We start from the raw sequence: 25,381 nt of genomic DNA on the forward strand, positions 1-25,381 counted from the left end.
AGGAGGGGTTAAGTGGCAGATGAATTAGGTATCAGAAGTTCACGTACTTCACGAATAATGATTGCAGGAATTCCCATCGCTGGCAGCTGCCCCACTCGCGCTATAAACCAATTTATACACTCTTCTTTACTAAGGTCGTCACGAGCAATTTTTTCATACATAGCTACAGCGCTCATTCGGGAAAGCCCTAGCTCCATAAGCGAAAGGAGGGTAGTTGACGAGACACCGAACTCTAACTGGGTTCCAATATCTAAACCTTCCTCAATTAGATCCTCACGGCCGATTTCGCGAAGATATAGATGCAGAACATCCATGTACGCTGAGAGATATTTTGGTGCTTTAAAGCGGGCAATCTGTTCAACTAATTCCATTGTGCTGCGTATCAGTTCGGGTAATTTGAACGGTCTATTGGCGTTTTGATGCCACTCAATACTATCGCGGATGATCCTGGCTAATGAGTATCCCTTTAGCCATTTTATAATGATCAGTGAGTAAAGTCTGATACGGTTTTCGGGGGTGAAAGCGGGGAACAAGTGTCTGTTAATTCGCGCCATGATAGTTGCAAATCTGTCGTAGCTATCATTGCTCGCAACTTCAGCTGGAAGTAAATTTTCGACGTCACCTGTGTAGGACCGGAAGGCTTCAAGGAGACGCTGAAGTCCTAACGCACTTACTCCTGGATGCCGAATAGCTAAATCAATGTTGATCTCAATTTTCTGGGCCAAAACATTGAGGGCCTGATCGAGCATCACAATAGACGACGCGTCATGGCGTTTTGCGAGATTCGCAACCGATATGGTACCGAGACGCATGTACGTGGTTAGTAGATAAGCACCGACCTGCTCGAACTTATCAGTTTCCTCAATTTCAGGCAGATCCGATACCGCACGCTGGGTGAGGTAATTCGCCATACCATTAAAATCCTCGAGAACCGCATCACTTTCCCGTTTTATCGGATAGCGCGCACGGCTAGGCACCCCGGTAGGCCACGCTTGATTGTCGTCTGGATCAATGCAGATGATATTCCCTTGGAACTCGTCACCCCATCGGCCTGCCCGGCCGGCTAAATTCCAGAAATCGTGCGGTTCCATGGGGTGGCCTCTCCCTTTTCGCGGACCGCGCACTACTATAGTTCGACACGAAAGGTTGACTCCCTCGATTAAAGTTGACGTGCATACCAGAAATCGAATTTTACCTGTCCTGAATAGTCTTTCTATCTCCAGCCGAAGCAGCGACGGCATATTGCCGTAATGAAAAGCCACGCCTGACTCAACTAACGGGGCGAGGCGAAAGTCTTGGTGTACTCCTTTGCGGGCGAGCTCAGCGAGCTCGATAAGTTCCGGATCGATGCTATTAAAGCCGGGTAGTAGTTGACTTATCAAATCGGCTACATCTTCTGCCTCGCTAGCACCATTTGTATAAACGAGCGTCCCCCCCCTCTCGCCGATTGCTGCTGCGATGAATGCGAGCCTTTTTTTTAGCCCAACAGGTGTGCTTGAAAGTTGAAGAGTTCCGATAGGGATCGTCGAGTTCTGCTGTCGCAGTGTCAGCGACCATAGCTTCGCTTTTCTAGGCATTTGATTAGCGACTATCAAATTCTGAAGCACTGTGGAGGAGTCGCTATCAATTGAGGTTTTCTGAACACCTTCAGGCGCGTCGGTTAGCAACTCTTCGGGGTTTTGAGTCGCCGGACTTATAAAGACTGCTTTAAGTTTTGGATTGGCGCGTGTGACTCGCTCGATCGCGTCCTGTAAAATTACGCCACGCTGACTGTCACCGATCTTGTGTGCCTCATCCACGATGAGTAAATCAATTGAAATTGAATTGTTAAGAATATTTGCCAGGAGATGTAACCGTTCCTGGGTAAATACTAATATCAGCCGTGCTCCGCCTGTAAGGGCAGCTTTGTACTTGGCGGGTAGCGGAAGTGATGATACTTCAACTAGCTCCGTATCGCTAAGAAGCTCTGTAAGGCTGGTTTCAATCTCGGATACAAGCGCGCGCGTTGGTGCGAGATACACCGCAACCTTTGTTTCGCCAGTTATAACTTGATCTATTAACCACTGAAGGACAAGATATGTCTTGCCTGAGGCCGTAGGGGCTGACGCAGATAGCCATCGGTTTCCGCTCGCATTAGTCCAAAAACTTTGCTGAAAGTCGTTAACTTGTACCCACGCCCCGCTCGATTGTAAGAGGATAGAACGATTCATTTCACGGCGCTGAGCTTCTAGACGCAAAGCGACACCTAGTCTGCTTTCTAGACCTGGAGCAACCAAACCGCGGTTAACTGCTAACGAGGTAGCTCGGAAATTAGAAAGCTTACCGAGTAAAACATAACCGGCGTCCTTGTATGCCTGATCTTCGGTTAATGAAATCACTGCAGTTGCGATTCTGAGAGCCGCTTCTTGATCAACCCTCTTTTCGGATCGAGCCAGTATGCTGCCCGCGAGCAACAATCTAGGCCAGTCTATCTCTGAGGAAGAAGGTGCAGAGGAGTCAACCGTGAGGTTGTCGAGTTCATTTCTTACGGTGAGCAGCGTAATCGCATCTAGATCTTCTCTTACACCGTCTTCGAGAAGCCACGATTGGAGAGAAGCGATACTCATTGAGTCTTAATTCCCATAGCCTTGAGAAACGCATCCCGAAATCCTTCAGCTGAAGGTAAAGGCAAACAGAACACCTCGATTTCCATTTGATCGAGTTTCTCCAGCTTAAGGCGGTTTCCAATACTTTTACACCAGCCTGTGAGTTCTGCTCGGGAAGCACTCACAAGCTCCTCAGCAACCGCTTTTGCATTTTCTTGAGGATAGAAAGATGCATCGAAGCCAATGAGGGCTACACCACAATATTGAACCCTATTTGACATGACTGATGACTTATCAAAGTATTTCTTAAGCGCTCCGGTGAGCGCTGGATCGCTGAGGTCAGCTTTATCGCTTAAGAGTAATAGATCCCGTTCCCGAGCCGCGCTTTCGTGCTCTGGCTCAATTAGGAAAGGAGCAAGAGAGTTGAAACAGTCGCGAATGGCGGCATTTGGATCTGAATATATTTTTGACTCTCCCCAAAATAGTTTCAAGGTGCCTTCAGGTGAGACGTCTGCGTATACCCCATCTGCTCCATGGAAATGCATGCGTGAGTCAGTCTTTAAATCCATCTTGCATAGTATCTGAGGGAGCTTGAGGAAACGCTCTGCTAATAAAAACAATAGCATCTCTCCTCCTTCCCCAGTCTTCGCCAAATCAGTGAAAGAACGTTTGGCTCGTTCCACAAGCTCCGCCACGGCTTCGGTGCTGTTGAACCTAATGTCGCGGGCTTTCGCTTCAGCCAACTTCGATCTTGGGATCGCGTAGTCAACTATGGAATTCCGCATGAACTCAGCTAAGCGATTTGGCTGAACACGCCCATTTCCATCTACCGAAAGACAATGGCAGTGAATTTTGACTAAGTGTCCTTCTACAGACACGTCTCGTTCTACTAGCGTGAGATGGACCTGGAGTGCCTCTGGGTTTCCTGTGAGGGCATTCTCGAGATCGTTAGCGGTAATGGTTGACAAATAGCCTCCGTGGCGTTCGTCTGTTGACCTTCAGGTGGGCTGGATAAGCCGTAAATGTAACCAGCAGAATTCTTCTAGTCCACGCAATTGCTGATGCTTATCGCATGCTTAGTCAAGCTGCAAGCTGATTCAACGCCTTGTAACACGCGAGGGGCTTGTAACACGAGCCTCCTAGGAAGGCTGCAAATCGTGTATCAACAATAAATCCAAGAAATTCAATGGCTTGCGCGAACTGCAACACCCGTGACACCTGTTACACCCTTTTTCTTAACCCCTCCGCCCCGTATGTCACGCACCCTCAGCGGAATGAGTTTCCTCGAAGCGTTTGTGGTGCAAAGGATCCCGGGGACCCTGGCACCTACCTCGTAGTACGGGGCTGGGAACCCGCGGGACTTTGTTAGCAGCAGGGGGCCCAGCTTAGTGAACAGGTGAACCGGGTGAACACACCCGTCTGGGTGGTGAACCCAATCAACCATTCACCAGGCTACTGACCCTTCTCTTCGGGAGGCGTCAACCTCGTCAACTGTCAACCATCGTCAACCTGGCAGCCGCTAGCAAAGCTGCGCGGGTTTCCGTCCCCGTATCCCTTGGAAGACCTCAGGGTCCCCGGCAGCTTCAGGCTGGCCCGGCGCTGATGAAAGGCGCTTTAATGATACCGAGCTACTTTTGATGCATTGCGGCCTGCCTATTCAACAGTCAATCACGGGAGCCAAGTCTTGAGCTACCTCAAAATTAAAATCTACGAGAAGGGTGACCCCACGATCTGGGTGCCGGTCAGTAGCAGATCGCCGCAGGGCCAAGCACGAGCACTCCTGCCATTCGCTGGGTTAAGCGGCCAGTACGCTCATGGTTACAAAGCTGAACCGGAATTATCACCGTACTTTGAGGCTCTCAGATCGATTCAAAAAGCGTATGTGGAGGGGGGGAGGAAGACCTTCATCGTTGCGGGTGGGCCTGAGCCTCAACGAAAGGATGCGTGGCGCCACGGTAGGAAGAAAAGCTCTCCACTGCTCAGTCCTACATCGGGTTGGGTTGAAATTCCATTTGAGCTGTTAGAGGAAGTTTCTGACGAGGAGTTAGCGCTCGAAATCGAGTCGTCAGGAAAAATCCTAGTGACCTCCAAACGCTTGAGAGCCAACCCTGAAGGTCCGATGTTTCGCCAGGTCACACGGGAGATGAGGACATTTCAAATGGATTTCAGGGCCAAAGCCTTAGAATTGTGGGAGCCCAAATGTGCGCTTAGCGGAGCGACATGTCTGTTGGAGGCTGCCCATATCAAAGGAGTTGCTGCATCTAAACGCGATAGCGAATCCGATATGCTGAACCCTTACAACAGTATTATTTTGAATGTGGCACTTCATGGATTGCTCGATGAAGGTTTTATCTCATTTTCCGATGAGGGGAACCTTTTGGTTTCGAACGCCCTCAGTCAAGAAGATCAATCCATATACGGCGTAAACGCTCCCAAAAAGGTTGCATTCAATCCAGGTGCCATACCTTTCCTTCAGTACCATCGTATGACAATTTTCCGTGGTTCGGCCTGATACCTACGAATCCATTATGGAGGCGAGAACAAACAGGGTTTGCAGTGCGCCGCGTCCTGAGCAGACAGTGGATTTTGGTTTAGGGATACGTTTAGGGATACGCGTAAGGATTGATTTTTATCGGCCCCTTGTTTTATGTGGCTTGTAAGCACCATTTTTGGTTCCTGTCTCCGCACCAGTCAATTCAATGCCTCCAGCGCCTCCCGCTATCACCTCCCGCCCAGCGTGCCAGCAGCGTGACAGCAAACTGCCCAAATATCCGCTTTTCCGGGGATTTCACCAGCGGCGCCGACCGGGTGGCAGTAAACCCAAACCCCCACCTTTTGGTGGTATTTATCTCTGCGTCGCCCGAATCGCTTTAGATGTGGGAGTGTTTTCGTGCAGCCAGCAGCGCGCCAGGATCGGATTTATTAGGCTCCTATCGAAACCGATCATTTTCGCGCCGGCGCATAGATTTTCTGAGTTTCTACCAGTCTGCGCATAGTCCATTCGAGAATACCCCCATACCCTGCAAAGTTAGAAAGCACTTTTCGCACAATCCGCGCCATCATTTCCCCTCGCCTGTAGGCCTACCCTGGCCCACGGCGCCCCAGGTGAAACCCACCTTTCGAGCCACCCTCCCAAAAGGAACCCGCACCGTGCACCAGGTGAAATACGACCTGGCCGACGCTCAGTCGAGCCTTGAATTCATCCTCGAACAAGTGATCTATGGAACCGTGGTTATCATCGTTCGCCAGGGCATCGAGATTGCCCGCGTCACCGCAGTGGAAGGCCTGCGCCAGCGCGCTACGACGCTAATGGGGGCGCCCTATGAGCTGTGATACCCACGCCTTCTACCCGCGCCACAGCGCGCTAGATGACGCATACGGGCTGTTCACTGGCATCGCGCTGGCCGCGACCGGAATCGCCATCCTGGGCAAAAGCGGGCTGATCACCGGGGGCATTGCTGGAATGGCCCTGCTGGCCTCGTTCGTCACCCCCTACCCGTCGTCGATCCTGGTGCCGGCTATCAACGTGCCGTTCCTGCTGTTTGCGCTGTTCACGATGGGGCGGAACTTCACCCTGAAAAGCGTCCTGGTCAGCTTCGCCCTTGGCCTGGGCGTTAAGCTGGTTACCCCGGCGTTAAACGTTGCTGGCATCGACCCGGCGGTGGGGTGGGCGCTCGGCGGAACGCTCCTGGGAATGGGCATCCTTTGCCTGGCCAGGCACAACGCATCCATGGGCGGTACAGGCTCGATGGTTCTCTGGTTTCAGCGGAAATTCGGCGTTAACGCCGGCGTGGCGCAGCTCGCTTGCGATGCGGCGCTGTTCCTGGTCGCGGCCTTCTACCTGCCCGCCGACAAAATGGCCTGGTCGGCGGTCGGCACCGTCGCAATGAACCTGGTGCTGATCCGCTGGCACAAGCCTGGCCGGTATCGGGGCTGATTTGAATGTGATGCTGGGCACCGCCTGGAACTCAGATTTTCCGGGGCCTGGCGGTCATGGCCCGTGCAACAATCCAAAACCGAACGTGCAGCGGCAGCAGCCGGCGCGCGGTTTCGTCCGTCACCTGGCTGGATATCTTGGTGGCCAGCGACTTGGGCACGCCCGCGTTGCGCAGGTGCCGCTCCAGCGCGCGGACGGTCGCGAAATCACGCATTCAGCAGGGCGGCGAATTCATTCGCCGGGCTTTGCCTGTTGCCCCCGATGATCCGCGCATGGTTGGCCGGCTCCAGGCCCAACATCGAGCCGAAGCTGATCATCTGGCGCATAGCCTCATTGGTGGCGGCCAGGGCCAGGCCACCCCTGTGAAGCTCTGGCGCGCCGCTACAGCTGCAATTCCTTGATGATGCTGGCCACACTATCATCACGGGCTAGCGCGTCTCGCGCCTTGCCTGTGAGGCCGACAACGGCGCGGTGTTCATACTGCAATGCAAGGTCTTTGGCCTTGTTCATAATCCTGGCTGTCAGCTCCTGGCTAATCGTCATCGGGCCTTTTGTTGTCCGGTTGTGACGGTCTATGTGGTTGGCCATTTCGTAGGTCATGCCAGTGCGCCGTGCTTTGGTCATCGCTCTGCCTCCGACACAAAAAAAGGGCACCCGAAGCACGTTAAGTTAGTGCCATTCGGGTCTGTCCCCCTTTTTTTATTTGCGGGAGTGAACAAAAAGGGGGAGGGCTCTAGTTCCCAAACCGCTAGGTTGTGCTTAGTCCTAAATCCGCGTTGCTCGTAGGAATCGTCTCGTTAGCTGCTCGAGGCCTCATTTGCCCCTTCCTAGCTGTTAGGTTCTTTCGCTCCTACAGTTCGCAAGGGACTCTGAAATGCGCGTCAGTCTGGATGGGCTTGGCCAAGCAGTAGACGGTGATGTGACCACCACAGGTGCGATTTGCATCGCCACCGGGGAAGGTTACCTCGACGAAGGACGAATGGTCCTGAGGATGGGGGATCCCACCACACCTTGTCCACTTTGCGGGCTGGAAGGAAAGGTCGTCGAAGGGGTGTGGCACTTCATCTCGGATGGCCAGCCAGTCGCGATGGATGGCGCGTTAGTTGATTGCGGTTGCCCAGAGGGTAGCAACCGGGTGGTGGCGCCTTTAGGGGAAATGCCCCCGCCGCGGCTGCCGGTTGCCGTACGCACTAGCCTCACACCCGCCGGCCCTGGGAGCTCTAGCGCTTTGGCAGGGGCTTCGCCCGCCATGGTTGGCGGGTTGCCTGGGCAGATGCAGCCGGGATTCTATGTGGTGCCCCGGAGCATGTCGTTCCCGCAGATTCTGTTGGAGCTGGCTAGCCATGATTCGACCTTGCCCATTTCGTACCTGCAACGCCTTAACCCGACTTTCGAGCAGGGGTTCAAGGCAGGGGAAATCTTCGTCATCGGCGATCCGGATAACGGTTATGCCTGCACCCAGGAGGAGGGCCAACTCATGGCGGCCGCCGAGCGCGCGCGACGTTCCTTGGCTGTACTCGATTTTGCCGAGTCAGATTTCATGATGGAGTATCAGGCTGAAATTGCCGGGCTGCTTAGTGACGCCAGTCTCTCCATGGGTGTGGGTAAGGACATGATGGACCACGGCCTCCGGCAGCTTCGCAGCACACTTGGCAACATCGAGCGTTTGCATCAGCAAGAATTTCTGCGCCATGGCCATCTGAATAGTCCATCGTTCTTCGCCGAACGACGGCTGTTATTGGAGCAGCTAGATGGTCAGCTGAAGGCGACTTTTCTAAATAAACATCTGAATCTAGGGGCCTACGAGCGGCTGAAGAAAAGCTTGAATATCTCGACCAAGAGCCTTGTGCATCATTGGTCGAAAGCCGGCGGGCCAGGGCAGATTCCTGGGTACGCCACATACTTGGACAAAGTGGCGAAGCTTAGTAAGTACCTTCGGTATGGTGGGCATGTCGGAATTGGCTTAGGTGGTACATCTTCCTATCTGAAAGTCCAAGAGGCCTGCCGTGCAGGGGAAACCGAAGGCTGCAAAAAAATTCGTTTGTCTGAGGCAGGTGCTTTCGCTGGGGGGCTGGCGGGAGGGATCGTGGGTGGCAAGATTGCTGGGATCACTGCGCTCGCTGTATGTGGGGTGTTCTCTGCTGGTACCGCGGGTTTCGGGGCGCCGGTATGTGGCATTGCGCTGGTCGGGGGAGGGGCTTTTGCTGGGAGCATCGCCGGTGCGGAGGGCGGTGAGCAAATGGGCGAGTTGATCTACGAATCACATTATGACTGAGTTCGAGAGTTGGCCCGTGTGGCTGAAGTGGATAATGCTGGCGTGTCCGTTCGTGATCGCGTCGGCCGGTTGTGCGGTCAGTGCATTCATCGCGGGTACAAGAAATTTCACTGTTGCAACCGCGGCTATCCAAAGTCATCCCGGCCTGGAGCAAATGAAACTGTTTTTGGGCACGCGGCGCTTTGGCGCTCGGTGGCTGCTGATAACGTTTCTTTGTGGAATACTCATTTGGCCTGGCGTACATATGCGCCGAGGGCATCTGGACATCGAAGAACTGGAAAACTTCCCTGCAAAACTTAAGTTGGCTCTACAGGTATCCGCGTGGCTGACGGCCTTTGGCTTCGCTTGGATGTGGGTGACCTATGTATTCATCAAGGCGTGAACGTTGATGCCACGGAGATCGTAGCTCTCACTGGATCCTTCGCAAGTCCCGATTCGATTCCACTGAAAGCCATAAGTCTGGTTCAGTTACACCACTTCCCGGGAGGCAATCATAGTGTCAGGCTAAAGTACATAGATTTGGGCCTTTGTCTCGTGGATATCCAGGTTGCCTTCTCAGGCCAGGGAAACGTTATGACTGATGAAAAAAAGGATGATCGCCCTGTTTACCAAGCAGCCTGCCATTGCGGGACTGTACGGTTTGAACTGCGTTTGACCGATGGTCTGCGTACCGCGCGCAGGTGCAACTGTTCGCTCTGCCGCATGCGCGGGGCCGTGGCCGTGTCAGCCAATCTAGGCGATATCACTGTGACGCAAGGGGAGGAGGCACTGACCCTTTATCAGTTCCATACACGGGAAGCTAAGCATTACTTCTGCTCGAGGTGCGGTATCTATACCTTCCACCAGCGGCGTTCTGCGCCGGATCAGTATGGTGTGAATGTTGCGTGTATTGAGGGGATGAGTCCGTTTGATTTTGCAGATGTGCCGGTTAGTGAAGGGCGTGTTCATCCTAAGGATCGGGTAGATGGGGGAGTGGGGGTTGCGGGGTGGCTGCGGTATGAAGGTAACCCGGAGTGGGGTCAAGGGTGAGGTTAAGATGAAGGCGGGCTCATCGGTCAGGCAGCTTGCTTCGCTTATGCTTCCCAACTCACGTGTAAGGATCGGAGGTGTGACGGCATGGAAGCAGAAAAATCTTGTCCTGTAGTTCTGCGAGGCCGGGAAACGCTGGAGATTTTAGCGTTCGAGCATCCATTAGCAGGCTTTCAGCTGGTCAAAGGCAGTGTCGAGCCAGGTGAGGCAACCGACCTGGCTGCGGTTCGAGAGCTGAAAGAAGAAGCAGGTATTCCGTCGACAGTTGGGCGACATTTGGGGGAGCGGCGTTTCATCGTAACTGGACACACATGGGCATTTCATGAATGTCATGTTGCCCAAGACCTTCCTGATACTTGGGTGCATTTTGCAGAAGATGATGGAGGCCATGAATTCAGATTCTTTTGGCATCCTCTCATGAGCGAGCCCTCTGAAAATTGGCATCAGGTTTTCAAGGATGCTTTGAGCTTTATTCGGAAAAGGCTCACTGAAGCCTAAGTGCGCTTACAGCTTTCCCTGGGGTAGTCAGGCCGGCATCCACTGATGTGGTAGTAGTTGCCCAATCACACTGGCCCGCTGCGTCGGAAGCCGCGTCAGCACCTCTTTGAGGTAGGCATACGGATCATGCCCATTCATGCGAGCCGATCAGATTAGGCTCATGACTGCAGCCGCCCGTTTGTAAGCGTCCGGGGAAGGCACATTGTAATGCACTAAGCTGGAATCCTATAGGATTGAGGTATCAGCATGAAATGTCACGTTCGTCCCGCCACGAGCAGAGATGCAGCAGCGATAAGCCGCGTAATTATAGCCGCCCTGCGTGAGTCAAATTCACAGGACTATCCGCCTGATGTGATCGCTCAGGTTGAGCAGAGCTTTTCTCCTGAAGCCATCACCACACAGCTTACGAAGCGCAGGGTCTTTGTAGCCTTACTGGGCGAAAACATCGTTGGCACTGCCGGTCTCGACGGTGATGTGGTCAGAAGTGTTTTCGTTGACCCTGCTCACCAGAAAGGCGGTATCGGGCGGCATTTGATGGATGTCATTCATATAACTGCTGCCAGCGCAGGCGTTGGAGCTGTACGTGTGCCATCGTCGATTACAGCTGAAAGGTTTTATACCGCGTTGGGTTACCAAAAAATCCGCGACGAGTTTCATGGAGCGGAACGCACCATTGTTATGGAGAAGCTGCTGTAGGATAAGCCCAGATTATTGTAAGCGCTCCATGAACCCCACCTAGTCAAAGATGGGCAAAGCACTTAGCTATCAGAGCAGAACAACCATCGTACGCTACCGGCAATTCGCCAGCGGCTGTTGAAGCCTCCCTGCTGAGCGGCACGGCTGACATCGCTACGGAGGGACGTCCGGCTTAGCGGGGGCACCACGAGTCGCGCTAGTCAGCGCACCTCTGTAGCAAAGACTGTGAGTGAGGTGTCGCAGATTGTATCTTTGGATTTAGGTATACATTCGAGAAGATCTAATAGCTGATTTGATGGTTTTTTTTAGCTTTCAGGTGCCTGATTCGACTCCTGTCTCCCCATTTACGCCGCTACCAACCTTCAACTAGATCTTGATACCAACCCGTTTTAGCCGACGTTTCCTACAACTCCCAGCGTCCATTCGCATCCCCCCAAACCTTGCATTGCAGCCCCCACGACGCTACCGTGCTCCAGTCGCGGCCAACTCCGCGACCGGGTTTGGCGACCCGAACGAAAAGGCGCATCGGCGCCCCCGACCACGATTGCAGGCGCTTTTTTTGCGTCCGCAGTTTCGTGTAATGGCGGCTGTGCGTGGGAGACCTTCGGGTCTGCCGAGTTCCTTTTCCTCGGTTCGCCAACCTGCGTACAGCTGCCACCCTAATCGTTTGGCGACGGTCAGCGTGGTGCTTCAATCGAAAAGGACCGCATGCATGCTCATCTCAAGTCCATACAGGATCCTCGCATCCGTTCTCCTCCGCCGTTCCTCAACGGCCCTCAGCTACTTCACTCTCAGCCAACCCCGCTTCGTCTCCACCCAACCGGAGGCCCGCCATGTCTGACCAAGAACGCCTCTCCACCATCCAAAGCTACGCCTGGACCCTCGAACTGCTAGGCGAGGCCCTGGTCCAGCACGACGAAATGCTCGAGTGCGAACACAACCCGCGGCTGAGTTTTCGCAACACGGCCGGTATCCATCAGGCGATCCGGATCATCAGCCGGTTGGCCAGTGAGCAGTGTGGGAAGGTAATGGAACGAAGCGAGCAGGATCTGCAGCGTTAGGCCAGATCGGTGCTCGAGGGTGGGGCCAGATTGGGGCTGCTGCGCAGCCCCCGTTGACTCGAGTTCAACCTATGGTGATGGCCGCATTCAACATCAACACCACCATCAGCCCAACCACCGCCACGATGGACTGCACCACCGAAATGGTCTTGGTGGCTTCGCCCATGGTCATGCCAAAGGATTCTTTCACCATCCAGAAGCCTGCATGGTTCGCATAGTTGAAGAACAGCGAACCGCAGCCGATGGACAGGGCCAGCAAAGGCAGGTTAAGGCTTGGGTCTGCACCTGCCAGCGGCGCCAGCAAGCCGGCAGCCCCTACGATACCGACCGTGGCGGAACCGGTAGACACCGAGAGCAGCATCGCGATCAGCCACCCCAGAATCAGGGGAGGGAAGGCAGATTGCTGGGTCAGGTGCACAATGGCATCGCCTACCTTGGCGCTGGTCAGCATCTCTTGAAAGGCACCGCCACCGGCAATGATCATGATGATCGAGGCGATCGGCTTGAGGCTTTTGCCCAGTGCATCGCGCAGCTGTTCGGCGTCGCCGCCGCGCGCAAGCACCAGGCTGGCGCCGGCGAACAGCACGCCCAGCAGCATGGCGATCAGCGGGTTGCCCAGGAAGCTGGCCATCTCCAGCAGCGCATTGCCTTTGGGCAGCAGCATCTCGGCGACGGCATGCACCAGCATCAGGATGGCCGGCAGCAATGCGGCCAGCATGCCGACCATTACCCCGGGGCGGGGTTGGCCATCGGCTTTTTCAGCCAGTGTGAACTGGTCCAGCAATGCCTGATCGGGCCGCGTGTTCATGCGCGGTGAAATGAACATGCCGTACAGCGGGCCGCCCAGGATCATTGCCGGAATGGCGGCAAGGAAGCCATAGAGCATGGTGGGCCCCACCGAGGTCTTGAGCACGGCAATGGCGGTCAGGGGGCCTGGGTGCGGCGGTACCATGCCGTGCATGGCGGCAAGCGCCGAAATGACCGGCACACCTACATACACGTACGCCGAGCCTTTGAAGCGCGCCTTGCTTTCCAGTTTGCGCGCCACGCTGAATATCAGCGGCAGCATGATCACCAGGCCGACTTCGAAAAACATGGGGATGCCAATGACAAAGGCAACCAGCATCATGGCCCAAGGGATCATGCGGTCGGGGGTGCGCTTGAGGATGACATCCGCGACCTGCTCCGTGACGCCAGCGTCAGCCAGGATCTTGCCGAGCATCGCACCCAGCGCAATCACCACCCCCACTGCGCCCAGTGTCTTGCCGGCGCCGGTGAGCAGGTGGGAGACGATGCTGCCTGGCGCCATATGCGTCGCGAAGCCCACGCCAATGGACACCACCAGCAAGGCCAGCAGCGGGTGCATTTTCAGGCGCGAAACGATGAGCGCCACCAGCACCAGAACACTGGCCAATGCCGTCAGTAATAGCTGTATATCTAAGGGAGTCATTCAAGGAGTCTCGGTTGGGCTGGCGCTCGGCTGCACTCAGGGTTTGAAGGCGTGACGGGCGTTTCCACGGGGCATGCCCAGGTGGCTGCCGTTGCGGCTGCTGCTACGGTTTCGAGGAAGGGAACGCGGCTTTGCGCTATCTGCCGCTCACAGGCGGTCGCCTGGCAACGGAAGATGGGCAGCAGGGAGGCGTGGCGCTGAGGCCGGTGGGCGATGGTGTGGCGACGGGGCGCTTGGGCAGCATGTTCACTGATTGATTCACCTTGTTGTATGGTCATCTATATGAATCTGGCCAAAGTATTCGCGCTGCCATGGAATACTGTCAAGTGAAGGTCGTCGCATCGTCTTGGGTGGCCATTTAGCCCCGGCAGGCAATACTTCTCTCTATACGCAGGCGTGTTCCTAGTGGCGCGCGCCGCTGGGAGGTGTCTGGTGAACAAATTAACGATTGTGGGTGCCGGTCTGGTCGGCGAGGCGGCGGCGCAGATCATCGCCCGGGATGAGTTGTGCCGTGAGCTGGTGTTGATGGACGTGCAGGGTGAGCTGGCGCAGGGCAAGGCGCTGGACGTTTGGCAGGCGGCTGTGGATTCAGGTTCCGATACCCATGTTCACGGCGGGGCCAAAGCCGAGATGCTGGAGGGTTCCGAGCTGGTGGTGATCACGGCGGGCGTGCCGCGCAAGCCCGGCCAGTCGCGCCAGGATGTATTGAGTACCAACCTGCCAATCCTCGACAGCATCATGGCGGATATCAAGCACCACGCGCCGACTGCGACGGTGCTGGTGGTGTCCAACCCGGTCGATGTGCTCACCTACCGCGCCTGGAGCGTCAGCGGGCAGGGGCGCGACAAGGTGTTCGGGCAGGCGGGGGTGCTGGATACCGCGCGCATGAAGTGCTTCATCGCCGAGCAAACCGGGTTTTCTGCACGGGATATCACGGCGTTGGTGCTGGGCGGGCATGGCGACAGCATGGTGCCGCTGATGCGCTACTGCCAGATTGGCTCGGTGCCGTTGTCGCACTTCCTGTCCAGCGAGCAGATCGAACAGATTGTCGAGCGCACCCGTAAGGGCGGCGGCGAGATTCTGGGGTTGAAGAAGACGGGGAGCGCCTGCGATGCACCGGGCGTGGCCATTGCGCAGATGGTCGATGCGATCGCCAATGGGCGGAACCGTATTTTGCCGGCGGTGGCGATTCTTGAGGGCGAGTATGGGCGAACGGATATCGCCATGGGGGGGCCCTGCGTACTGGCGGAGAAGGGGCTGGCGCGGATTATCGAGTTGCCGCTGGATGCGCAGGAGCAGGCGATGTTCGACCACTCTGCAGACCAGGTGGCGCGGGATATTGCCGAGATGAAGGCGTTGTAGGGCTTGAAGCGTCATGCATCGGGTGTGGCGGCTCGGGCAGTGGGGGGAACACTTTGCCTCCGTACCTGTCACACCCGTTCATTGGGGTTCAGACCCACCCTTACCAAGGAGAGGTAGGCATGGCTTTCGACGCTTTCATCCAAATCGACGACATCGCTGGCGAAGCGCTGGATGAGCAGTACACCAACTGGATCGAGATCAACGGCTACAACTTCGGTGTCAATCAAAGCACGTCGGCTACCGCAGGTTCTTCCGGCGGTGCAACATCGGGACGTACCACCTTGACCAACTTCACGTTCACCAAGTTTCTCGACAGCGCGAGTTGCAAGCGGCTGGAAGCCAGCTGCTCGGACCCGCATCTCAAGGAAGTGTCGGAGTGAACGAAGTTGAGCCTGGGCTAATTGCGATTCTGATTCTTGCACCCATGATGCTGGCGATGGTCGTACAGTGTTTCATCGCACATAAATACACTGAGTACTACGAGTCGTTGCTAACGCGCTGTAGCTTCGTGACCGGCAATAAAATCACGTTTCAACGTGCAGGCCTTCTGGGCAAGGTTATGCGTACGGGTTTGATCTCCATGGTGCTGGCTATACCGAGCCTCTTCGTGCGCAGGGGGCTGATTGACTTCGATCAAGTCAAACGTTTCCCCTCAAGCATGAGACGACTGCTGGTGAGTCTGTTGGTCATTCACATCCTGCTGGCCGCCGCGCTGATTATTTTCACTTACGCGTAGCCTGGCCGCTCCTGCATGGGGCGCGGTCAGGCCTGCCGGTTTTGCACGAGCCGTGCAGCCCTCAGCGCTGATAAGCCTTGCCAAAATGCCGTTCCAGGCGCGCCTGCAGCAGCTCCAGCAGTATCGACAGCACCCAGTAGATCACGGCGGCGGTGGTCAGCATTTCCAGGTAGCGATAGCTCGAACGCCCATACGACTGCGCCAGAAACATCACCTCCCAAACCCCCATCACGGAAATCAGCGACGAGTCCTTGAGCATCGAAATGAACTGGTTGGCGGTGGGCGGAATGATCACCCGCATGGCCTGGGGCAGGATGATGTGGCAGAAGATCTGCGGCGTGCGCATGCCCAGCGCCAATGCTGCTTCACGTTGCCCACGGGCCACGCCGAGGATGCCGGCGCGGAAGATCTCGCTCAGGTAGGCCCCGTAGTTCAGCGACAAGGCAATGATGCCGGCGCTGATGGCGCCGGGTACCAGGCCCACCTGCGGCAGCCCCAGGTAGATCAGCAGAATCTGGATCAGCAGCGGCGTGCCACGGAAGAACGAGGTGTAGAAGCTGGCCACACCCACCAGCACCGCGCTGTTGGATAACCGTGCCAGCGCGGCGGCAAAGCCGAGCAGCACGGATACCACCATCGAGCACAGGCACAGGAACAGGGTCAGTGCGGCGCCTTGCAGAAAACCATTGGGCCCCAGCTTGAAACCGGCCAGGTTGGGAAACTTCTCCAGAATGATGGCGAACTTCAGGTCAAAGCTGAGGAAGAAGGCGACAAACAGCCCGAACAGCGCCAGCCAGGTCAGCAGTAACCGGGTGCGAAAGCCGAACAGGCCGGCGCCCGCAGGCTTTGCCACGGGCTTGGGGGAGTGAGGGAAGGTGCTCATTTGCTGATGTCGGCGCCAATCCATTTCTGCGACAGCTTGGCCAGGGTGCCATCAGCCTTCAGCTCGGCGAACACCTCGCGTACCTTGGCATCCCACTCGGGGTCGCCTTTTTCGATGGCCACCGCGTTGGGCTCTTCATACAGCGGTGCGCCGGCCAGCTTGAAGCGCTTGTCTTGCTGCAGGCGCGGCTGCGCGGTCACCAGGTTGGTAATGATGGCGTCCAGGCGCACGCCAGTGCCCAGGCCCAAGTCCTGGAAGGCGACGTTTTCAGTGTCGTAGGGCGCAGCCTGCACGAAGTCGAACGGGTAATCGATCTTCTGGTCTTCCTTGCCTTCAATGACCAGGTTCTTGTTCAGGTAGCTTTCGTAGCTCGATGCACTGATCGAACCCACCTTGCGGCCTTCCAGGTCTTTGGCGTCATGGATGCGCTCATCCGAGGCATTGACCACGATCACGGCGGGCGATGCGTAGTACTCCACAGGGAAGTCGAACACCTCGGCGCGCGCCTTGCTCGGGGTCATCGAGCAAATGCAGATGTCGTAGCGCCCGCTCCAGCGGCCAGCGGCAATCACGTCCCAGGACGGTGTTTCCAGGCGCAGCTTGACGCCGAGCTTGTCGGCCACTGCCTTGGCCACGTCCACGTCGTAACCGTCGAGCTGGTTGTGGTCATTGAGGAAGGAAAACGGCGGGTAGCTTTCCATCAACACGTTGACCATTTCCTTGCGCGATTCAACCCGCTCCAACGTGGCGCCAGCAAAGGCTTGGGTGGCAGTTGCGAGCAGTACAAGGCCCGCACCCAGCAGAGAAGAAAATCGCATGTACATACCTGATATGTTGGGCAAATGGGTGATAGGGTATTTAATAGTTATAACCCTAATCCCCATAATGAATTTTACTCATAAGAACCTTCAGAGAAGTTATATGGCAGAGCGAACGATGGTAATTCTGGACGGTGGCATGGGCCGAGAGCTGCAGCGCAGCGGTGCACCGTTTCGCCAGCCCGAGTGGTCGGCGCTGGCGCTGAGCGAGGCGCCGGAGGCGGTCGTGGGCGTGCACGCAGCCTTCATCGATGCGGGTGCGCAGGTCATCACCAGCAACAGCTATGCAGTAGTGCCGTTCCACATCGGTGAAGAACGCTTTGCCGCCGAAGGGCGACAGCTGGCCCATATCGCAGGCCAGCTTGCGCGGCACGCGGCAGATAGCGGCGCGCACCCGGTCAGGGTGGCAGGTTCGCTGCCGCCGCTGTTCGGGTCCTACCGGCCCGACCTGTTCCAGCCCGAGCGTGTGGCAGAGGTGCTGACCCCGTTGCTCCAGGGCCTGGCCCCGCATGTTGACCTGTGGCTGGCCGAAACCCAGAGTTCCGTGGCCGAAGTGCGAGCCATTCATAGCCATTTGCCGGCAGACGGCAGGCCGTTCTGGGTGTCCTTCACCCTGCAGGACGAGGAAGTCGACGAGGTTCCGCGCCTGCGTTCCGGTGAACCGGTGGCCGAAGCCATCGAAGCCGCAGTCGGCCTGGGTGTGGCTGCGGTGTTATTTAACTGCAGCCAGCCGGAGGTGATCGGCGCCGCCATTGATGTCGCGCGCTCGGTCATCGAGCGACACAACGCCGAGATTGCCATCGGTGCCTATGCCAACGCCTTCCCGCCGCAGCCCAAAGAAGCCACTGCCAACGATGGCCTGGACGAACTGCGCGAAGACCTCGATCCGCCGGGTTACCTGGCATGGGCCAAGGACTGGCGTGCGCGGGGTGCCAGCATGGTCGGCGGTTGCTGTGGCATCGGCCCGGAGCACATCGCCGAGCTGAAACGCAACCTGGCCTAAGCGCCCACGTGGCCGGGCGGCTTTTGCAGCGCCCGGCCCGCAGCCATTAAAAAAAACGCCAGTCAGACCCGGATTCCATCGTTTTTCAGGCCTCCGTCATCTCCCTATAGTCCGCTGAAGGCCGATGCTGCATCGGTGTACACAACTCAGCTGGGCGGGAACCGGATATGAACAACAACGAAAAATTCGAGGGCAATGCTGCGGCCGGTGTGGGGACGCGGGTCGTGTGGAGCGGGGAGCAGGTACAGCACCCGTACAACGCCACGCAGACCCCGATCGTGGTCAGCGCCGCTTATGGCTACAACGACATCGATGCCTGGTACGACGTGGCGCAGGGCAAGCAGCCGGGCTTCATCTACAGCCGCATGAGCAACCCCACGGTCGCCACGCTGGAAGCAAAACTGGCCGAGCTGGAGCAAGCCGAGTCGGCAGTCGCGTTCAGCAGCGGCATGGCGGCCATCAGTGCCGTGCTGCACACCTTCCTGTCCAACGGCAAACGCGTGGTGTCGACCCGCGACAGCTATGGCGGCACCAACAAGATCTTCGAAGAGTTCCTGCCGCGCATGGGCGTGCAAGTGTGCCTGTGCGATACCTTGGACACTGAAGCGCTGGAGCGCGAGATTGCCGCCGGTTGCGACCTGCTGTACCTGGAAACCCCCACCAACCCGACGCTGAAGGTGCTGGACATTCGTCGGCTGAGCGCCGCTGCGCACAAGGTGGGGGCGCTGGTGGTGGCCGACAACACCTTTGCCACGCCACTGAACCAGAACCCGCTGGCGCTGGGCGTGGATGTGGTGGTGCACAGCGCAACCAAGTTTCTGTCCGGGCATGGTGACGTGCTGGGTGGGGTGGTGTGCGGCGCGGAGGCGTTGATGGCCCAGGTGCGGCACTACCGGGAAATCAACGGCGCGGCGCTGGACCCGTTCTCGGCCTACCTGATCATCCGCGGTATCAAGACCCTGGCAGTGCGCCTGCGCCAGCAGCAAGCCAGTGCCATGGCGTTGGCCCATTACCTGAGCACCGAGCCGCTGGTTGAAGCGGTGAACTACCCAGGTTTGCCGGCGCATGCCGGGCATGCCATTGCCAAGGCGCAAATGCGCGGGTTTGGCGCCATTGTCAGCTTCGTGCTGAAGGGCGGCATGCCAACCGTGGCCCGTTTGCTGCCGCGGCTGAAGTATGCCCATCGGGCCGGCAACCTCGGCGCGGTAGAGACCATCTATGGCCCGGCGCGCACCACCAGCCATGTCGAGAACACTTTGGAAGAGCGCCTGGCGCTGGGCATTTCCGAAGGGCTGGTGCGCATTTCAGTGGGCATCGAGGAAACCGATGACCTGCTGGCGGACCTGGCACAGGCCTGTGCATCGGTGCGTGAGGAACTGGCCGTCGCAAAGGAATTGCACGCTGACGCAGACGCCTGCCAGAGCCCGGTGCAGGCCTGAGGCTGGCGCGTAGCACCCACCCGTGTGGTGGGTGCCACTTCATGAAGTCGAACAAAAACAATATGCAAGGCAACTCGATTCGCTCTGCCAAGACGAGGTCGTTGCTACGTCCTTGCCCGCCAACTTTCATGAGTAACCCACAATGTCCGTGCAGACAACCACAACTAGAAATGCCTCGGCGCATACCTTCAAGCAGGATATGCAAACCCGCCACATCGTCATGCTGGCGCTGGGCGGAGTGATAGGCACCGGCCTGTTTCTCACGTCGGGCTACACCGTTAACCAGGCCGGCCCGTTGGGCGCGGTCATCGCTTACATACTCGGCGCAATCATGGTGTACCTGGTCATGATGTGCCTGGGCGAGCTGGCGGTACACATGCCGGAAGTCGGCTCGTTCAGCAGTTACGCCACGCGTTACCTCGGCCCGGGCACCGGCTACATGGTGGCCTGGATGTACTGGCTGACCTGGACGGTGGCAATCGGCTCCGAATTCACCGCCGCGGGCATCCTGATGGTGCGCTGGTTCCCCGACACGCCGGTATGGATGTGGAGTGCGCTGTTCGGCGCTGCGGTGTTCATCAGCAATATCATTTCGGTGCGATCGTTCGCCGAAACCGAATTCTGGTTGTCACTGGTCAAGGTGTTGGCCGTCATCGCCTTTCTGGTGGTGGGCGGCGGGGCCATTCTGGGTGGCTTCGAGATCCAGCAGGCGCACAGTGCAGGGCTGGGCAATTTCACCCGTGAAGGGTTGTTCCCCACCGGTTTCTGGTCCATTGCAATGACCCTGCTGGCAGTGGCCTTCGCGTTCTCGGGTACCGAGCTGATCGGCATCGCTGCCGGCGAAACCAAAGACCCGGAAAAGAACGTGCCCAAGGCCATTCGCACCACGGTCCTGCGCCTGGCGCTGTTCTTCATCGGCACCATCTTTGTACTGGCCACCTTGCTGCCGCGTGAACAGGCCGGGGTTATTGAAAGCCCGTTCGTGATGGTCTTTGCGATGATTGGTATCCCGTATGCGGCCGATATCATGAACTTCGTCATCATCACCGCGCTGCTGTCTGCCGCCAACTCCGGCCTCTACGCCGCTTCGCGCATGCTCTGGACCCTCAGCGACCAAGGCAACATGCCCCGCCGTTACGCCACGCTGTCGCGCCGCGGCACCCCCTTCAATGCGATCGTGCTGAGCATGGCTGGCGGCATGGCTTCGCTGTTGAGCAGTGTGTTTGCCCCCGACACCATCTACCTGGCGCTGGTGTCGATTTCAGGGTTGGCCGTGGTAGTGGTGTGGATCAGCATCGCGGCCAGCCAGATCGCATTCCGCCGTCATTACATCGCCAGCGGCGGCAAGCTCGAGGACCTCAAGTTCCGGGTGCGTGGCTACCCGTTCGTACCACTGGGGGCCATTTTCTGCTGCGTACTGGCCTGCGTCGGCATTGCCTTCGACCCAGCTCAGCGGGTTGCCCTGTACTTCGGCTTGCCCTTCATTGCCTGGTGCTACCTGGCCTATTGGCTGACGTGCAAGTACCGCAGCCGCCGTACGGCCCCGCTGGAAATCGTCGCCCCAGGTTCCGAGGCCGCCTGAGCAGGTGATACTAGGCCACCGGAACCTAGCCACGAGAAGCCGCCGATGACCCAGAAAACCTTGCCCCCCCTGAACTGGCTGAGAGCCTTCGAAGTGTCGGCGCGTTACTTGAACTTCACCCATGCGGCAGAAGAGCTGCACCTTACCCAAGGGGCCGTGAGCCAACAGATTCGTCACCTGGAAAGCCAATTGGGTGTGGCGCTGTTCAAGCGCCTGCCGCGCGGGTTGGGGCTGACCGAAGAAGGGCAGTCCTACCTGCCGGTGGTGCAGGACGCTATCAGCCGCCTTGCGGTCGGCACCAATGAAATCTTCGGGCAACGCCAACGTCGGCCCCTGAAGGTACGGGGCAGCCTGTCGTTCCTGCACTTCTGGCTGGCCCCGCGGCTGGCCGACTTTCGGCGTTCGCACCCGCAGGTGGACATTCGCTACATCAGCAACCTGTGGGTCAAGGAGCTGGATGCCGAAGATGATCTGGAAATTCGCTGGGGTAGCGGGCAGTGGGCCGGGGTAGAGGCGCAGCGCCTGACCCGCGACATGCTGGTGCCGGTGTGCGCACCCGCGCTGCTGGCCGGTTGCCCGCTGCGCGAACCGCGCGACCTGGCCCGTGTGCCGTTGCTGCATGTGCTGGGTTACGAGGAGGGGTGGGGCTACTGGCTGGAGCGGGTCGGCGCCGATCAGGTCGACTCTTCCAGTGGCCTGCAGTTCGACACGCTGGTGTCGACCCTGCGCATGGCGGAGCTGGGGCTCGGGGTGGCGCTGGCACGCTCGTCGCTGGTAGAGGACCTGCTGCAGGAGGGGCGGCTGGTCGCTCCCTTTGCCCAGCGTATCGAGGCAAGCGAGTCGTTTTTCCTGGTACGCGGCCTAGGTGAAGCGTTGTCCCCCGATGCTCAGGCGTTCAGCCATTGGCTGGTGGCCATGGCGCATCGTTAACTTATGTAGCTATCTGGAGCACCGATGCAGTACACATCCACGCGCGGCAACGAGACACGGGTCGATTTCCGCACGGCATTGCTTTCTGGCCTGGCCGACGATGGCGGGCTTTATGTGCCCACCTCGGTGCCGGTGTTCAGCCCACAGGAAATTGCCAGCTGGTCGTGGTTGCCCTTCGACGAACTGGCCTGGCGGGTAATGGCACCGTTTGTCGGCGATACCCTCGACGAGCCTACGCTCAGGTCGCTGGTCAGCGACAGCTATCGCGGGTTCCGCCACCGCGGCATTGCGCCGTTGCAGCAGCTTGGCCATAACGAATGGATCCTGCAGCTTTTCCATGGGCCTACCCGGTCCTCCAAGGACTTTGCCGCGCAGTTGCAGGCGCGCTTTGTCCGGCACTTTCTGGGGGCAGAGTGCGAGCGGGTCATGCTGGTCGGTGCCAGCAACGGCGATACCGCAGTAGCGGCTATCGAAGCGTTGCGGCATTGCCCTGCAGCAGGCTTGCTGGCGCTATACCCCAGCGCAGGCACGCCCGCCGACCGCGCGGCAGTGATGCGCAGTGCCGCGTCCGACAGCGTGAGCTGCGTGGCCGTGGATGGCAGCTTTGACGATTGCCAGTCGCTGGTGTCGGCGCTGCTGCGTGACTGGCCATGCCCCGGGCTGATTCCGGTCAGCTTCAACTCCACCAACTGGGTCGGTGTGCTGGCGCAGATTGTGTTCTATTTCCATGCGGCGCTGCAGCTCGGTGGCGGCATACGCCCGGTTGGGTTCAGCATCCCCACGGCCAGTTTTGCCGAGATCTACGCGGGGTTCATTGCCCAGAAAATGGGCCTGCCGATCAACCAGATCATCGTCTCCACCAACCGCAACGATGCCTTGCACCGGTTCATCCACTGCAACCGCTACAGCCGTGGCTCAACCAGCCAGACCTTGTCACCGGTCATGGACTTTTCGCTGTTCTCCAACCTGGAGCGCTTCGTCTGGGAACTGTATGACCGCGATGGTGGGGCGACCCGGGCACTGATGGAGCACTTCGAGGCGTGCGGCGAGCTGAGCATCGGCAACCGCCAGTGGTTGCATGCGCGCATGCTGTTCGACTCCTATGCCGTGGACGACGCGCTGATTCGCGAAGAAATTGTCACGCTGTTCCACGAAACGGGCAGCGCAGTAGACCCCCATGCCGCGACAGGGGTATTCGCCGGGCGCCTGCACCGGCGCAACATCGGTGCGCCCATCGTCACGCTGGGGCAGTTTGCCCCCGAAAAGTCTGCCGGGCTGCTGGCGGAGCTGGGGGCCTGGCACGGTGAGGTGCCCGCCGGCGCGGTCGGCACAGCGGGCGATGGGCCGCTGTTGGCACCTGACGACCTGGCCGGTGTTCATGCCTTGTTGACCCGGTTGCAGGCTGGGCGATGAAGCGCATCCTCGACCCCCTCGACGAGCGCATTCTCGCCGAGCTCACCGCCAATGCGCGTATCGCCCACGCCGAGTTGGGGTTGAAGGTGAACCTGTCGCGCAATGCGGTACGCCAGCGCATCGAGCGCCTGGAGCGTGACGGCGCCATTCAGGGTTATACCCTGCGCATCGGTGAGGGCAGACGGCCGGCGTCGTTGATCAACGCGGTGATCTTCGTCTACCGCTATGACCGCATGCGCGGTGAGGCGGTACTCGATGCGCTGCGCCAGATCCCCGAGGTGATCCAGTGTGAAGTGCTCAGCGGCGAGTTCGACCTGATGTTGCGCGTCGAGGCCTCCAGCCCGGAGCGGGTGCACCATGTGTGGAAGGAAATCGCTGCCATGCCCGGGGTGGAGAACACGGTGACTTCGTTCGTCCTGGCCGCGGTGGTCTGAACCGCGTCTTTGCATTGGCTAGCACAACGCCGCCTGGGTTCGCGCCCAGGCGGCGTTGTGCGTTTTGCCCTGGCGCAGGTGCGCGCTTTGCACTGGCCAGATTGGCCAATAAATACAGCGGATTGCCATATTCAACTGGCAGTGCACGGCTCTTACGCTAGTCCTCATCGACCCACTGCCTGGACAGGACAGCAAACCATGACCGAATACAAAATTGCACTCGTTGGCTTTGGTGGCGTTAACCGCGCGCTTGCCCAACTGATCGCCGAACGCAATGCGCGCTGGCAGCACGAGTTGGGCTTTGGCCTGAAAATCGTGGGTGTCACCGACTTGTTCCTGGGGTCGGTGATCGACCGCGACGGCTTGGATGCCGCCGTGCTGGCCGCGCTGCCGGCCCAGAAGGGCGCGCTGGCGCACATCCCTCAAGGTTCGGCCGAGGCGTTCAATGAGGCGGTGATCAAGCAATCAGGCGCCGACATCATCGCCGAGGCCACATTCACCAACCCCAAGGACGGTGAGCCGGCGGCAACCTTCTGCCGCTGGGCGCTGGAGGCGGGCAAGCACGTGGTCACCACCAACAAGGGGCCGATTGCCTTGCATGCCCAGGCACTCAAGGCCTTGGCTAAGGCCAACAATGTGTCGTTCGAATACGAAGGCGCCGTCATGAGCGGCACACCGGTGCTGCGTATGGCGCGCCAGACCCTGGCGGGCGCGGGCTTGGTAGGTTTCGAGGGCATTCTCAACGGTACCTCTAACTATGTGCTCACGCGCATGGAGGAAGGGCTTGGCTTCAACGAGGCGGTGGCCCAGGCACAAGCGCTTGGCTTTGCCGAGGCTGACCCGACCGCCGATGTGGAAGGCCATGACGTACGCCTGAAGGTGGTGATCCTCGCCAATGAGTTGCTCGGCGCCTGTCTGCAGGTGGGTGATGTGGCCTGCAGCGGTATCAGTGCCATCGACAGCGCGGCTATCGAGCGGGCACGGGCGGCGGGCGAGCGCTGGAAGCTGATCGGCAGCGCCCGCCGTGAAGCCGGTGGTTCGGTACGAGCCAGCGTCGAAGCGAAGCTGCTGCCTGGTCATCACCCCTTGGCGGGTATTTTAGGCGCCACCAATGCGCTGGCGTTCGACACGGAGTTGCTGGGGGCTGTAACCGTGTCCGGCCCGGGGGCGGGGCGCATCGAAACGGCTTTTGCCCTGCTGTCGGACATTGTCGCCATTCACACCGCCGGCCACTCGGCCTGAGGAGCAAC

25 protein-coding genes and 2 pseudogenes are annotated in these 25,381 nt (G+C 58.3%); 19 read left to right on the plus strand and 8 right to left on the minus strand.

Annotation, left to right across the window (positions count from 1 at the left end):
- Positions 1-8: 8 nt before the first annotated feature.
- Together LU682_RS03465 and LU682_RS03470 are read right to left on the minus strand one after the other, a co-directional pair.
- Positions 9-2,606, minus strand: a complete 2,598-nt coding sequence (locus LU682_RS03465; protein ID WP_060489708.1) for a DEAD/DEAH box helicase — start codon at positions 2,604-2,606, stop codon at positions 9-11.
- Positions 2,603-3,553, minus strand: coding sequence for a HamA C-terminal domain-containing protein (locus LU682_RS03470; RefSeq protein WP_232857466.1), 951 nt, complete (start codon positions 3,551-3,553; stop codon positions 2,603-2,605). The genes LU682_RS03465 and LU682_RS03470 overlap by 4 nt, the downstream gene beginning before the upstream one ends.
- A 716-nt stretch (positions 3,554-4,269) precedes the next feature.
- Here LU682_RS03470 and LU682_RS03475 point away from each other — a divergent pair.
- From LU682_RS03475 to LU682_RS03485, 3 genes are all read left to right on the plus strand, one after another.
- The gene (locus LU682_RS03475; protein WP_060489711.1) at positions 4,270-5,097 is read left to right on the plus strand and encodes an HNH endonuclease; all 828 of its coding nucleotides are present in this window, start codon (positions 4,270-4,272) and stop codon (positions 5,095-5,097) included.
- 638 nt (positions 5,098-5,735) lie between these two features.
- On the plus strand, positions 5,736-5,918 hold the full coding sequence (locus LU682_RS03480) for a hypothetical protein (protein ID WP_049586345.1): 183 nt from the start codon (positions 5,736-5,738) through the stop codon (positions 5,916-5,918).
- Positions 5,908-6,522: a DUF6198 family protein gene (locus LU682_RS03485; protein ID WP_010951900.1), complete on the plus strand. Its 615-nt coding sequence runs from the start codon at positions 5,908-5,910 to the stop codon at positions 6,520-6,522. Before LU682_RS03480 ends, LU682_RS03485 begins: the two co-directional genes overlap by 11 nt.
- Positions 6,523-6,553: 31 nt before the next feature.
- Here LU682_RS03485 and LU682_RS03490 read toward each other — a convergent pair whose 3' ends face one another.
- Together LU682_RS03490 and LU682_RS03495 are read right to left on the minus strand one after the other, a co-directional pair.
- Entirely contained in the window at positions 6,554-6,736 is a 183-nt protein-coding gene (locus LU682_RS03490; RefSeq protein WP_010951901.1) for a hypothetical protein, read from the minus strand.
- Between the two features lie 167 nt (positions 6,737-6,903).
- Positions 6,904-7,146: a hypothetical protein gene (locus LU682_RS03495; protein WP_051122507.1), complete on the minus strand. Its 243-nt coding sequence runs from the start codon at positions 7,144-7,146 to the stop codon at positions 6,904-6,906.
- Positions 7,147-7,396: 250 nt separating this feature from the next.
- Between LU682_RS03495 and LU682_RS03500 the strand changes: the two genes are divergently transcribed.
- From LU682_RS03500 to LU682_RS03515, 4 genes are all read left to right on the plus strand, one after another.
- Complete coding sequence (locus LU682_RS03500; protein ID WP_010951904.1) at positions 7,397-8,797, plus strand: PAAR domain-containing protein; 1,401 nt, start codon at positions 7,397-7,399, stop codon at positions 8,795-8,797.
- A complete protein-coding gene (locus LU682_RS03505; protein ID WP_010951905.1) occupies positions 8,790-9,179 on the plus strand; it encodes a hypothetical protein in 390 nt (129 codons plus the stop codon). The genes LU682_RS03500 and LU682_RS03505 overlap by 8 nt, the downstream gene beginning before the upstream one ends.
- 191 nt (positions 9,180-9,370) lie before the next feature.
- Positions 9,371-9,826, plus strand: a complete 456-nt coding sequence (locus tag LU682_RS03510; protein WP_010951906.1) for a GFA family protein — start codon at positions 9,371-9,373, stop codon at positions 9,824-9,826.
- 87 nt (positions 9,827-9,913) lie between these two features.
- Positions 9,914-10,324 carry an NUDIX hydrolase gene (locus LU682_RS03515; protein WP_010951907.1) on the plus strand — a complete coding sequence of 137 codons (411 nt, stop codon included), beginning with the start codon at positions 9,914-9,916 and terminating at the stop codon, positions 10,322-10,324.
- A gap of 27 nt (positions 10,325-10,351) precedes the next feature.
- On the opposite strand, the pseudogene LU682_RS03520 reads toward LU682_RS03515, so the two are convergent.
- A pseudogene (locus LU682_RS03520) lies at positions 10,352-10,504 on the minus strand (transposase domain-containing protein); the annotation flags it as partial.
- A gap of 66 nt (positions 10,505-10,570) precedes the next feature.
- Between LU682_RS03520 and LU682_RS03525 the strand changes: the two are divergent.
- Entirely contained in the window at positions 10,571-11,020 is a 450-nt protein-coding gene (locus tag LU682_RS03525; RefSeq protein ID WP_010951909.1) for a GNAT family N-acetyltransferase, read from the plus strand.
- Positions 11,021-11,853: 833 nt separating this feature from the next.
- Positions 11,854-12,081 carry a hypothetical protein gene (locus tag LU682_RS03530; protein ID WP_014755271.1) on the plus strand — a complete coding sequence of 76 codons (228 nt, stop codon included), beginning with the start codon at positions 11,854-11,856 and terminating at the stop codon, positions 12,079-12,081.
- Between the two features lie 64 nt (positions 12,082-12,145).
- On the opposite strand, the gene LU682_RS03535 is transcribed toward LU682_RS03530, so the two are convergent.
- Positions 12,146-13,531: a GntP family permease gene (locus LU682_RS03535; protein ID WP_010951910.1), complete on the minus strand. Its 1,386-nt coding sequence runs from the start codon at positions 13,529-13,531 to the stop codon at positions 12,146-12,148.
- A 432-nt stretch (positions 13,532-13,963) separates the two neighbouring features.
- Here LU682_RS03535 and LU682_RS03540 point away from each other — a divergent pair, with 432 nt between their 5' ends.
- The 3 genes and pseudogenes from LU682_RS03540 to LU682_RS03550 all read left to right on the plus strand — a co-directional run bounded on the left by LU682_RS03540 (position 13,964) and on the right by LU682_RS03550 (position 15,629).
- The gene (locus LU682_RS03540) at positions 13,964-14,893 is read left to right on the plus strand and encodes a malate dehydrogenase (RefSeq protein WP_060489749.1); all 930 of its coding nucleotides are present in this window, start codon (positions 13,964-13,966) and stop codon (positions 14,891-14,893) included.
- Between the two features lie 119 nt (positions 14,894-15,012).
- Positions 15,013-15,264: pseudogene (locus LU682_RS03545) on the plus strand (Hcp family type VI secretion system effector); the annotation flags it as partial.
- Between the two features lie 5 nt (positions 15,265-15,269).
- On the plus strand, positions 15,270-15,629 hold the full coding sequence (locus tag LU682_RS03550; protein WP_049586353.1) for a hypothetical protein: 360 nt from the start codon (positions 15,270-15,272) through the stop codon (positions 15,627-15,629).
- A gap of 61 nt (positions 15,630-15,690) precedes the next feature.
- Here the strand turns inward: LU682_RS03550 and LU682_RS03555 are convergent, their stop codons facing one another.
- Positions 15,691-16,512, minus strand: coding sequence for an amino acid ABC transporter permease (locus tag LU682_RS03555; protein ID WP_010951914.1), 822 nt, complete (start codon positions 16,510-16,512; stop codon positions 15,691-15,693).
- Entirely contained in the window at positions 16,509-17,330 is an 822-nt protein-coding gene (locus LU682_RS03560; RefSeq protein ID WP_049586355.1) for an ABC transporter substrate-binding protein, read from the minus strand. The genes LU682_RS03555 and LU682_RS03560 overlap by 4 nt, the downstream gene beginning before the upstream one ends.
- 118 nt (positions 17,331-17,448) lie before the next feature.
- Here LU682_RS03560 and LU682_RS03565 point away from each other — a divergent pair, with 118 nt between their 5' ends.
- The 7 genes from LU682_RS03565 (at position 17,449) to LU682_RS03595 (ending at position 25,373) form a co-directional block, all read left to right on the plus strand.
- The gene (locus LU682_RS03565; RefSeq protein WP_172835035.1) at positions 17,449-18,333 is read left to right on the plus strand and encodes a homocysteine S-methyltransferase family protein; all 885 of its coding nucleotides are present in this window, start codon (positions 17,449-17,451) and stop codon (positions 18,331-18,333) included.
- A gap of 167 nt (positions 18,334-18,500) precedes the next feature.
- Positions 18,501-19,772, plus strand: a complete 1,272-nt coding sequence (locus LU682_RS03570) for a cystathionine gamma-synthase family protein (RefSeq protein WP_010951917.1) — start codon at positions 18,501-18,503, stop codon at positions 19,770-19,772.
- Positions 19,773-19,914: 142 nt separating this feature from the next.
- A complete protein-coding gene (locus LU682_RS03575; protein ID WP_010951918.1) occupies positions 19,915-21,354 on the plus strand; it encodes an amino acid permease in 1,440 nt (479 codons plus the stop codon).
- Positions 21,355-21,399: 45 nt separating this feature from the next.
- On the plus strand, positions 21,400-22,284 hold the full coding sequence (locus LU682_RS03580) for a LysR substrate-binding domain-containing protein (protein ID WP_010951919.1): 885 nt from the start codon (positions 21,400-21,402) through the stop codon (positions 22,282-22,284).
- A 24-nt stretch (positions 22,285-22,308) separates the two neighbouring features.
- Positions 22,309-23,697 carry a threonine synthase gene (locus LU682_RS03585; RefSeq protein WP_010951920.1) on the plus strand — a complete coding sequence of 463 codons (1,389 nt, stop codon included), beginning with the start codon at positions 22,309-22,311 and terminating at the stop codon, positions 23,695-23,697.
- Positions 23,694-24,131 (plus strand): Lrp/AsnC family transcriptional regulator, encoded by a 438-nt coding sequence (locus LU682_RS03590; protein WP_010951921.1) that lies wholly within the window; start codon positions 23,694-23,696, stop codon positions 24,129-24,131. Before LU682_RS03585 ends, LU682_RS03590 begins: the two co-directional genes overlap by 4 nt.
- A 198-nt stretch (positions 24,132-24,329) precedes the next feature.
- Positions 24,330-25,373 carry a homoserine dehydrogenase gene (locus LU682_RS03595; protein WP_010951922.1) on the plus strand — a complete coding sequence of 348 codons (1,044 nt, stop codon included), beginning with the start codon at positions 24,330-24,332 and terminating at the stop codon, positions 25,371-25,373.
- Positions 25,374-25,381: the final 8 nt, after the last annotated feature.

The organism is Pseudomonas alloputida (assembly GCF_021283545.2).
Classification (GTDB): domain Bacteria; phylum Pseudomonadota; class Gammaproteobacteria; order Pseudomonadales; family Pseudomonadaceae; genus Aquipseudomonas; species Aquipseudomonas alloputida.